This window comes from Mesorhizobium silamurunense (assembly GCF_014843905.1).
GTDB classification, from domain to species: domain Bacteria; phylum Pseudomonadota; class Alphaproteobacteria; order Rhizobiales; family Rhizobiaceae; genus Mesorhizobium; species Mesorhizobium silamurunense.
On the sequence record NZ_LPVS01000154.1, the window covers coordinates 1 to 344 of the forward strand.

1 protein-coding gene is annotated in these 344 nt (G+C 62.5%); it reads right to left on the reverse strand.

The genetic code is table 11. The annotated features are described in order from the left end of the window. Nucleotides 1-344 (reverse strand): PAS domain S-box protein (locus AU465_RS32815; RefSeq protein WP_192257137.1); only part of this gene is annotated, 344 nt, incomplete at both ends.

The following is a 344-nucleotide window of genomic DNA, read 5'->3' on the forward strand; positions in this document are numbered from 1 at the left end:
TCGCCGGCGCGCAGGGCCTGCTCGGCAGCCTTCTCGACAGCCTCCTGCAACATGGCGGCATTCTCGTCCTTGCTCTTCTCAAGGAGACGGCGGCTGCCCTTGAGGTAGTTCGTGATGGCTGTCAGCGGCTGGTTTATCTCATGCGCCAATGTCGAGGCCATTTCGCCGAGCGCGGTGAATCTTGCCATGTGAAGCAGCTCCTGCTGCTGCTCCTGCATCCTGGCTTCCGTTCTGTGGCGTTCCGTCAGGTCGCGGCAGAAGCCGGTGAAGAAGCGGCCGGTTCCCGGATGCATTTCGCCGACGGCGAGTTCCATCGGGAAGGTCGATCCATCCTTGCGCATCCC